The organism is Kitasatospora sp. NEAU-69, from assembly GCF_057158765.1.
On the sequence record NZ_JBWXUE010000007.1, the window covers coordinates 19606 to 29500 of the forward strand.

A 9895-nucleotide genomic window follows, 5' to 3' on the forward strand; every position below is an offset into this window, starting at 1 on the left:
GTTCCGGTAGATGGCGCCGGTTGGTAGCGCCGGGGCGACGTCAGGCCAGCAGGCTGGAGCCGCCGTCGACGTTGATCACCTGGCCGTGGATCCAGGCCGCCTCGTCGGTGCAGAGCAGCGCGACCGCGTCCGCGACGTCCTCGGGCCTGGTCAGCCGGCCGGCGGGGGAACGGGCGGTGAGCGCCTTCACCAGGCCGGCGTTGACCGCCGAGGACGGCGCCGTGCCCTTGTCGAGCTTGCCGGTGGAGACCGCGTTGACCGCGATGCCCTGGCCCGCCAGCTCGACCGCGAGGTAGCGCACCAGGCTCTCCAGCGCCGCCTTGGCCAGCCCGAGGCTGACGTAGTGCGGCACCACGGCGCGCGAACCGATGCTGGAGACCGCGACGATCCGGCCCGGACCGCCCGCCATCGCCCGGGCCAGCGCCGGGGCGCCGTGCAGCAGCGGGTCGAGCGCGGAGGCGATGTCGTGGTGGACGTCCGGCACGTTCGTGCCGAGCGGCTTCATCGGGTGGAAGGTGGCCGCGTTGTGCACGAAGATGTCGAGCCGGCCGTGCTCGGCGATCACCCGGTCGAGCAGCGCGGGCAGCGTCTGCGGGTCGCGGATGTCGCCCTTGACGGCGGTCGCGCTGCCCGGCAGGCCGCGCAGCGACTCGACGGCCTCGGCCGCGTCCTCGTCGCTGGAGGCGTAGGTGAGGTAGACGACGGCGCCGGCGGCGCAGAGCTTGCGGGCGGTGGCCCGGCCCAGGCCGCGGGAGCCGCCGGTGACCACGACCACCCGTCCCTCCAGGCCCAGGCTCGCGGTGGCCTCGGCGGTGCGGGCCAGCGGGTCGAGGGCCTGCGCTTCGACGGCCAGCGGTTCGACGGCCAGGGTCATCGGTTCTCCTCCAGTGCGTCCGGTTTCACGTGCAGTGCGTTCGTGCTCACGCTTCGGCCATCGCGGCGGCGGTGATCGCCTCGCCGCCGCGGACCGGGGCGAGCGCCGCGGCGAGCAGATCGGGCGTCAGGTCGGTGCCGCGGGCGGCCAGGTAGCCGTCCGGGCGGACCAGCAGCCAGCCGCCGGGTTCGAGGCCGAGCCCGTTGCGCAGCGTGTGGTCCGGGTCGGCCAGCGGGGTCGGGCCGAGCGCGGCGCCGCGGCCGGCGATCGTGCGCACCGAGAGCCACTCCGGGTACGCCTGGTCGGCGAGCCGCGCGGTGGCGCCGGTCGGGCCGGCGTCGGCCGGGCGGGTGACCGCGAGCAGCGTCCAGCGCTGGTCGCGCATCTCGGCGGCGAACTCGGTCCAGCCGGGCGCGGCGGCCCGGTCCGGCAGCACCTGGACGACCCGCTCACCAGGGCGCGGCCCGACGGTCTTGCCGGCGGTGGCCTTGGTGGCGGTGCCCGCCTGCGGCACGGTCAGCGGGCTGTCGGCGTAGCTGACGTTCAGCCCGGAGACCCGGCCGAGCGCGGCCTGCTGCATCTTGCGGCGCAGCGGCGGCAGGTTGCGCACCAGCGCGAAGACCACCGGCAGCGCGATCGAGGCGAGCGTGTTCTTCAGCGCGACCAGCTGGGTGGCGCGCTTCGTGGAGCCGAGCAGCACCTGGCCGACCGGCACCCGCTCGACGCCGTAGGTGTCGAGCAGCGCCTCGCGGGCGTGGCCGTGCACCACCATGGCGAGCTTCCAGGCCAGGTTGTAGGCCTCCTGGATGCCGGTGTTCATGCCCTGGCCGGAGGCCGGGCTGTGCACGTGGGCGGCGTCGCCGGCGACGAAGACCCGACCACCGCGCATCTCGGGGACCATCCGCTGCTGCGCGGTGAAGACCGAGACCCAGCCGGGCGAGCCGACCTTGACCGGGTGGCCGAGTCCGGCGGAGAGCTTGGCGCTGAACCGGGCGGCGATCACGTCGCCGTCCCCGTCGTAGTCGGTCTCGACGGTGTCGAGCATCCGCCAGCGCGAGCCGCCCGGCATCGGGGCCATCATCAGCGTGCCGCCGCCGGAGCGGATCAGGTAGATGCTGTTCGGCGGCAGCTCGGTGTCCACCTCGGCGTCCGCGAGCAGCCAGGTCTCGTTGGCCTCGCCGAGCAGCGGCAGGCCGAGCACCTTGCGCACCGTGCTGTGGCCGCCGTCGCTGCCGATCAGCCACGGCACCTCGGCGGTCTCGTGCCGGCCGTCGGCGTGCACCAGCTCGGCCAGCACCGAGGCCGGGCGCTGGGTGAAGGTCTCCAGCCGGACACCCCACTCGATCTCGACGCCGAGGCCGGAGAGCGCCGTGCGCAGCACCTCCTCGGTGAGCACCTGGTCGATCGTGACGGTGAACGGGAACCGGGTGGGGCTGGCGCTGTAGTCGGCGTCCAGCCGGGCGAGCCGGCGGCCGTCCTGGAAGAGCGTGAAGGCGGTGATCCGCTGCGCCCGGGCCAGGATCTCGTCCAGCACGCCGATCTGGTCGTAGGTCTCCAGGGTGCGCGGGTGGGTGGCGATCGCCCGGCTGGTGACGGCGGGACCGGCCGCGCCGTCCACCAGCCGGACCCGGACACCCCGCCGGGTGAGCTCGTACGCGGCGGTCAGACCGACCGGGCCGGCGCCGACCACGAGCACCTCGACTGCTTGCTGCACTGTTCTCAGCCTCCTGTTGGAGCTCGGCCCGGGGGGATCGTCCGGACTGCGGGGTGGGTCAGGCGGCCGCGTGGACGGCGGCGCTGTCGTGGACGACGTTGTAGATGTCCGGGGTCGGCTTCTCGATCACGCCGAACAGGCCCTGGACGCGGGAGCGGAAGCCCTCGCTGGCGATCGCGGCGGCGTGGTGCTCGGCCGACTCCCACTCGGCGATCTCCAGGAAGACGTTCTCGCGCTTGGTGGAGAGCAGCATCTTGTGGCTGATGTAGCCGGGCTGCTGGCACATGTACTCGGAGATCTCGGCGGTGACGCGCTCGAAGTCCTCGACTGCGCCGATCACGCGGAGCTCGTTGACGAACAGGACCATGTCGGTACTCCTAGATATGAGTGGAATGACGGGTGACGGGCGACGACTGACGGATGACGACTGACAAAATCCGTCATCTGTTATCTGTCAGCGGGCGACTGTCAGCTGCCGAGCAGCTGCTGTCGCAGCTCGCGGCGCTGGATCTTGCCGTTCGGCGATCGCGGCAGCACCGGCGCGACGTCGATGTAGCGGATCTGCTGGAAGCCGGCCAGGCTGCGGTTGGCGAACTCGGCGATCTCGGCCGGCGGGGTGTCGGCCGCGTGCTCGTGCAGCACCACCAGGGCGTGCGCGACGGCGCCGCTGAACTCGTCCGGGTGGTCGAAGACCGCGCAGTCGCGCACGGCCGGGTGCCGGGCCAGCACACCCTCCAGCTCGGTCGGTGCGACGATCTCGTTGTCGCACTTGAAGACGTCCTTGAGCCGGTCGAGCAGGAAGAGGTAGCCGTCCTCGTCCAGTCGGCCGACGTCGCCGGTCGCGAACCAGCCGTCGGGCTCGAAGTCCGCGGCCGCGTCCCGGCCCGCGTAGCCCTTCATCAGCTGCGGGCCGCGGATCTGGAGCTCGCCGCCGCCCTCGGCCTTGAGCACCTCGCCGCTCGCCAGGTCCACGATCCGCAGCTCGGTGCCGGCCACCGCCGGGCCCGAGGAGCCCGGCTTGGGACGGCCCGGCAGGTCCAGCGTGACCAGCGGCGCGGCCTCGGCCAGGCCGTAGCCCTGCACCACCGGGATGCCGAAGTGCTCGCTCAGCACGGCGGCCGGGCGGGCCGGCAGCGCCGAGCCGCCGCAGAAGACACCGCGGACGGTGCGCAGCCGCAGCTCGGGCAGCCGCGGGTCGGCGGCCAGCCGGGCGAGCCGGACCGGGATGCTGAACCAGTGCGTGGCGCCGTGCCGGTCGGCCTCGGCGATCGCCTCGGTGACCTCCTCCCCCGGGCAGAGCACCTGGGTCGCACCCGCGTGCACCGCCGAGTTGAGGTGCATGATGTGGAACAGCGGCAGCTGGTTGAGCGTCACCGCGTCGGCGTCCAGCCCCTGGGCCTGGGCGATCTGCGCCGCGTTGACCGTCAGGTTGCGGTGGGTCAGCTGAACGGCCTTGGGAGCACCGGTGGTTCCGCTGGTGAAGTGCACGCACGCGGTGGCGTCCAGGTCACTGACCTCGGGCGTGGCAAACGCCGTGCCGTCGGCGCCGTCCGCGTCCGCGTCCGCGTTCAGGAACTGCTCGACCTCGTCCAGCAGCACCACCTCGGCCAGCTCCGGCAGCCGGTCGCGCAGCGGAGCGATCCGCTCGTACATCTCCCGGGTCAGGAAGGCCAGTCGGGTGCGGGAGGCGGCCAGGATGTGCGCCAGGCCCTCACCGCGGATCAGCGGGTTGAGCGTCACCACGGTGTTCCCGCTGCGCGCCGCGCCGTAGTAGAGCACGGCGAAGGCCGGGTCCAGCACCGTCGCCACGCCGACCACGCCGCCGGCGCCGACCGCACGGCTGATCGCGGCCGCGCCGTCGCTCACCCGCTGGTCCAACTCGGCGAAGGTTACGGCCCGTTCACCGCGCCGCAGGGCGACCCGGTCGGGCCAGGCGGCGGCCGCCCGGCGGGGCAGTTCGGCCAGCGCCACGGCGGTCAGCTCGATCGGCGCCCGCCAGCCCTCGGCCGGGGCCGCCACCGCGGTGGCGGCCCCGATCGGCTCAGACATTCACGCGCTCCTTGGCCCGCTGCTCGGCACGCTCCTCGGCGTACTCCTTGGCGAAGCGCAGGTTGCTGACGCTGTTGGCGCTGAGCACCTTGCGCAGGTAGTTGCGCGCGTCCTGCACGGTCGCGCCGGGGAAGAGCAGGTCCAGCGCCGACGGCTTGATCGTCGCGGTGTGGCGGGCGCTGGCGACCACGCCCTCCGGGGTCTGCTCGAAGAGCCAGTGGCCGGTGTGCGCGGTGAGCAGCGGGGCCAGGCTGATCTGCTTGTAGACGATCTTGTTGAACGGCAGGCAGATCCGGACCGAGCGGGTGGTGTGCGCGCGGCCGTCCGGGCTCAGGGTGTCCATGTCGAAGAACTGGACGTTCGGCTCGTCCTCGGTCATGTCGATCCGGGTGACGTGCGGGAACCGGTCCGGCCACTCGTCGGCGCGGTGCAGCAGGCGGTACGAGTCCTCGATGGTGCCGCCGATGAACAGCGGGTCCTCGAAGGAGATGATCAGCTCGGCGAGCTCCTCGCGGCGCTCGGCGGCGTCCTTCAGCTCGTTGAGCTGCTGCCCGGTGTGCTGGGTCAGCTGCTCGGCGACCTGCGCACCGGCGTTCTCGGGGGCCCAGTCGGCCAGCGTGAAGTGGTGCCGGATGGTCAGCGTGCTGCTGCCGTCCGCCTGCGGCTGCACCAGCCACTCGCCACCGGAGACCGAAGTCGGGCCCATCGGCGGGTCGTTGTGGAAGCTGATGGTCAGCGCCTCGCGGTCCAGCGTGCGGTGCGAGGTCCAGCTGGAGACCTTGTCCGTCCCGCGCAGCGCCCAGACCTGGGCCACGTCGCTGGAGTCGCTGAGCTCGGTGCGCTCGATGTGCACCACGGAGGTGAGCAGCTGCGGCCAGTTCTGCACGTCGGCGACGAGATCGAAGACGACCTTCGCCGGCGCCTGGACGACGATGCTCCGCTCGACGACCTGGGATTCGGGCTTCGACACGGCAAGTCCTCTCGATCAGGGGCTTCTCAACGGGTTCTTCTCGGCAGACCGGAAAGTCGCAGCGCTGACTAGGCGTCCGCTGGAGAGCGGGTGGACAGGTCGCGCCCAGTCCGGTGTCAAGGGCGCTTCGAGCTCCTCGGGGCAGGGTGGCCGCGCTGCCGGGCGCGCGTCCTTCGCTCCGTGCCCGGGAGCCTCCGCAGACTCCTGCTGTGGCGAATCTCGTCTTCAACTCCGGCCTGGAAAGGGCGTCATGGAACTCAGGAAGCTCGGCGGCGGTGGCCTGCTCAGCTCGGCGCTCGGGTTGGGCTGCCTGGGCCTGACCGGCGGCTACGGCAGCGTGCAGGAGGGCGCCGCGCTGGACACCGTGCGCACCGCGCTGGACCTCGGGATCACGATGCTGGACACCGCGGACTTCTACGGCGGCGGCACCATCGAGGAGTTGCTCGGCCGCGCGGTGGCCGGACGGCGGGACGAGGCGGTGATCGCCACCCGTGGCGGCGCGGTCTTCAGCGGCGCGGCCCGGCCGACCTCGTTCGACGGCTCGCCCGCGTACCTGCGCCGGGCCTGTGAGGACTCGCTGCGCCGGCTCGGCACCGACCGGATCGACCTGTACTACCTGGCCCGGGTGGACCCGAAGGTCCCGGTGGAGGAGAGCATCGGCGGCCTCGCCGAGCTGGTCGCCGAAGGCAAGATCGGGCACCTCGGGCTCTCCGAGGCCGACGCCGGGCAGCTGCGCCGCGCGCACGCCGTGCACCCGATCGCGGCCCTCGCCACCGAGTACTCGCTCTGGTCGCGCGACGTCGAGGCCGAGGTGCTGCCGACCGCGCGCGAGCTGGGCGTCGGCCTGGTCGCGTGCAGTCCGCTCGGGCGCGGGTTCCTGACCGGCAAGGTGGTCGCCGAGGAGCTGGCCGCCGACGACTTCCGGCGCTACCACCCGCGGTTCCAGCCGGAGAACGCCGCGCACAACCGCACCCTGCTGGCCGCCGCCGAGCAGGCCGCCGCCGAGGCCGGCCGCTCGGTCGGCAGCCTCGCGCTGGCCTGGGTGCTGGCCCAGGGCGAGGACATCGTGCCGATCCCCGGCACCAGCCGGCCGGCCCACCTGGCGGCCAACGCCGAGGCCGCCGCGCTGCGCCTCAGCGCCGCCGAGGCCCAGCGGCTGGCGGACTGCTTCCCGCCCGCCGCAGTGGCCGGCGACCGGCTGCCGCACCGGCCGGCGCCGGCGAAGGCCTCAGCGGGCTCGACGGGTTCAACGGATTCGGCGGCAACGGCGCCGTCGACCGGCGCATAAACAGCTCAAGTGGGACTCAAGGGACCAATTGCCATACTGAGTTCCGTCGTCCGGACTACGCCGCCGCGCGTCCGTACACACGAAGGGCCCTGATCAGATGAGATACGACGAGGTCTACCTCGCCGGCCACGGAACCTGGCTGCCACCGCTGCTGCCGGTGGCCGAGGCGGTCGAGCGCGGACTCTGCCGCCAACAGGACGTCTCCCGCACCAAGTTCGAGTCGGCGGCGGTCTCCGAGGACGTTCCCGCCCCCGAAATGGGCGCGCGGGCAGCCCAGTTGGCCGTCGAGCGAGCCGGGATCCCGGTCTCCGAGGTCGATCTGCTGCTCTACGCCGACGTCTTCTACCAGGGTCACGACATGTGGGCCCCCGCGTCCTACGTGCAGCGGGTCGCGCTCGGCAACCGCTGCCCGGCCATCGAGATCCGCCAGATGTCCAACGGCGGCATGGCCGCGATGGAGCTGGCCGCCACCCAACTGCGTGCGGCCGCAGGCCGTTCGGCCGTCCTGGCGGTTGCCGCCGACCGGTTCTGCCCGCCCGGCATCGACCGCTGGTTCAGCGACCCGGGCACCATCTTCGGTGACGGCGGCGCGGCCATGATGCTCTCCAATCGCGAGGGCTACGCCCGGCTGCACAGCCTGGTCACCATCTCCGACCCGGAGTTGGAGGCCATGCACCGCGGCGACGACCCGTTCGGCGATGCTCCGTACAGCGTGCGCAGCCCGCTCGACGTGAAGGCCTGCCAGAAGAGCTTCCTGTCGAGCGCAGGGATGGCCTTCACGGTCGCCCGCAGCGCCGCCGGTCAGCGCGACGCGCTCAAGCAGGCGCTGGCCGACGCCGAGATCGAGCTGGACGAGATCGACTGGTTCGTCCTGCCGCACTTCGGCAACCGCCGACTCGAGGCCAACTACTACGCGGGCCTGGGCATCACCCCGGACCGCACCGCCTGGTCCTGGTTCCGCACCGTCGGCCACCTCGGCGCCGCGGACCAGTTCGCCAGCCTCGCCCACCTGGTGGACTCCGGCGCCGCACGGCCGGGCGACCGCTGCCTGTTGATGGGGGTGGGGGCCGGCTTCACCTGGTCCACCGCCGTCGTCGAGATCCTCCGGCAGCCCGCCTGGGCCGCCACCGACAGCTGAAGGGACACCCAGCCGCATGGCAACCGAGAATGTGCGTCCGCCCCTCCCCGGGGCGAACGCGATCAGCTTCGAGCAGGTCTCGAAACGATATGGCCAGGTACAGGCCGTGCAGAGCCTCAGCTTCGAGGTGGCGCAGGGCCAGACGATCGGCCTGCTCGGCCCGAACGGCGCCGGCAAGTCGACCACCCTGGACATGCTGCTCGGCCTGGTGCGCCCCGACTCCGGCAAGGTCAAGCTGTTCGGCCAGGCCCCGGGCGACGCGATCCGGCTCGGCCAGGTCGGCGCCATGCTGCAGAAGGGCGGCCTGATGCCGGAGGTGAAGGTCCGCGACCTGATCCGACTGGTGCACCGCCTCGCCCGTCACCCGCTGCCGATCGCCGAGATCATGAAGCAGGCGGACATCAACGACATCGCCGGCCAGCGGGTGGACAAGCTCTCCGGCGGCCAGGTCCAGCGGATGCGCTTCGCGCTCGCCATCGTCGAGGACCCGGATCTGATCATCCTGGACGAGCCGACCGCCGGCATGGACGTGGCCGCGCGCAACCGGTTCTGGGAGACCATGCGCGCGCAGAACACGGCCGGCCGCACGCTGCTCTTCGCGACGCACTACATGGAGGAGGCCGACGCCGCCGCCGACCGCATCCTGGTGATGCACCGCGGCCGGATGCTCGCCGACACCACCCCCGCCGAGATGAAGGCCCGGGCCGGCAGCCGCCAGCTCTCCTTCGAGATGGCCGGCCCCGACCGGGAGACGCTCGCCGCGCTGCCCGGCGTGATCGACACCCGGGTGCACCACGACTCGGTGATCCTGCGCAGCTCCGACTCCGACCTCACGGTGGACGCGCTGATCCGCCAGGGCCTGCGGCCGCGCAACCTGGAGATCGTCGGCCTCGGCCTGGAGCAGGCCTACCTGAGCATCACCGCCGACGCCGACGAGGCCGCGGGCCACACCGCTCCGGCCGAGCGGGAGCTGGTCTCGGTCGGCGGCACGCACCACGCCAAGAAGCCGGAGAACGCCCGATGAACGTCATGCTGGAACTGGAAATCAAGCGGGCGTTCCGCGACTGGCGGTTCATCATCTTCACCATCGGCATGCCGCTGGTGATCTACATCTCCACCTCCAAGCAGCACACCTCCACCATCGGCGGCACCTCGGTCGCGAAGTACCTGCTGATCTCGATGGCCGTCTTCAGCGCGATCGGCGCCGCCCTCAACGCCGGTGGCCCGCGCATCGCGGCCGAGCGTGAGATCGGCTGGACCCGCCAGCTGCGGCTGACCTCGATGTCCAGCACCCGCTACATCATGGTCAAGGTGCTCGCCGGCGCCGTGGTGAGCCTCTGCGCCACGATCGTGATCCTGGCCATCGGCGGCCTGCTGAACAGCATCCAGATGCCGGTCGGGACGTGGATCGGCTCGGCGCTCGCGGTCTGGCTCGGCAGCCTGGTGTTCTGCGCGCTCAGCGTGATGCTCGGCTACATGTTCAACTCCACCTCGATCACCATCGGCCTGATGGTGGTCAACATGGGCTTCTCGATGGTCGGCGGCCTGTTCTGGCCGATCGACACCTTTCCCGGCTGGATGCGGATCGTCGCCGAGCTGACCCCGACCTACCACCTGGCCCAGCTCGGCCACCGGGCCCAGGCCGGCCTGTGGCCCAACATCGGTGACGTCGCCGTGCTGGGCGGCTACCTGGTGCTCTTCACGGCGCTCGCGGCGTGGATGTACCGGCGCGACGAGGTCCGGGTCTGAGGACTCGCCACTCCTCCTCGACAGAAAAGTGAGGCGCCCGCCCCGGACTTCCGGGGCGGGCGCCCCACCCTTTCCCCTGGCCCCCGCCCCCTCCAAGTGGGACAACAGGCCAT

At 72.2% G+C, this 9895-nt stretch carries 9 protein-coding genes; 4 read left to right on the plus strand and 5 right to left on the minus strand.

Features of this window, described 5'->3' with window-relative positions:
- Positions 1 to 40: 40 nt before the first annotated feature.
- The 5 genes from AC060L_RS10075 to AC060L_RS10095 form a co-directional block, all read right to left on the minus strand.
- Complete coding sequence (locus tag AC060L_RS10075; RefSeq protein WP_483798280.1) at positions 41 to 874, minus strand: SDR family oxidoreductase; 834 nt, start codon at positions 872 to 874, stop codon at positions 41 to 43.
- Between the two features lie 46 nt (positions 875 to 920).
- Positions 921 to 2588, minus strand: coding sequence for an FAD-dependent oxidoreductase (locus AC060L_RS10080; protein WP_483798281.1), 1668 nt, complete (start codon positions 2586 to 2588; stop codon positions 921 to 923).
- A 58-nt stretch (positions 2589 to 2646) separates the two neighbouring features.
- A complete protein-coding gene (locus tag AC060L_RS10085) occupies positions 2647 to 2955 on the minus strand; it encodes an antibiotic biosynthesis monooxygenase family protein (RefSeq protein ID WP_483798282.1) in 309 nt (102 codons plus the stop codon).
- 101 nt (positions 2956 to 3056) lie between these two features.
- Positions 3057 to 4637: a class I adenylate-forming enzyme family protein gene (locus tag AC060L_RS10090; protein WP_483798283.1), complete on the minus strand. Its 1581-nt coding sequence runs from the start codon at positions 4635 to 4637 to the stop codon at positions 3057 to 3059.
- The gene (locus AC060L_RS10095; protein ID WP_483798284.1) at positions 4630 to 5607 is read right to left on the minus strand and encodes an aromatase/cyclase; all 978 of its coding nucleotides are present in this window, start codon (positions 5605 to 5607) and stop codon (positions 4630 to 4632) included. The genes AC060L_RS10090 and AC060L_RS10095 overlap by 8 nt, the downstream gene beginning before the upstream one ends.
- A gap of 250 nt (positions 5608 to 5857) precedes the next feature.
- Here AC060L_RS10095 and AC060L_RS10100 point away from each other — a divergent pair, with 250 nt between their 5' ends.
- From AC060L_RS10100 to AC060L_RS10115, 4 genes are all read left to right on the plus strand, one after another.
- On the plus strand, positions 5858 to 6895 hold the full coding sequence (locus AC060L_RS10100; RefSeq protein ID WP_483798285.1) for an aldo/keto reductase: 1038 nt from the start codon (positions 5858 to 5860) through the stop codon (positions 6893 to 6895).
- A gap of 97 nt (positions 6896 to 6992) precedes the next feature.
- Positions 6993 to 8033 carry a ketoacyl-ACP synthase III family protein gene (locus AC060L_RS10105; protein ID WP_483798286.1) on the plus strand — a complete coding sequence of 347 codons (1041 nt, stop codon included), beginning with the start codon at positions 6993 to 6995 and terminating at the stop codon, positions 8031 to 8033.
- 16 nt (positions 8034 to 8049) lie between these two features.
- Positions 8050 to 9057, plus strand: coding sequence for an ABC transporter ATP-binding protein (locus AC060L_RS10110; protein WP_483798287.1), 1008 nt, complete (start codon positions 8050 to 8052; stop codon positions 9055 to 9057).
- Entirely contained in the window at positions 9054 to 9782 is a 729-nt protein-coding gene (locus tag AC060L_RS10115) for an ABC transporter permease (protein WP_483798288.1), read from the plus strand. Before AC060L_RS10110 ends, AC060L_RS10115 begins: the two co-directional genes overlap by 4 nt.
- Positions 9783 to 9895: the final 113 nt, after the last annotated feature.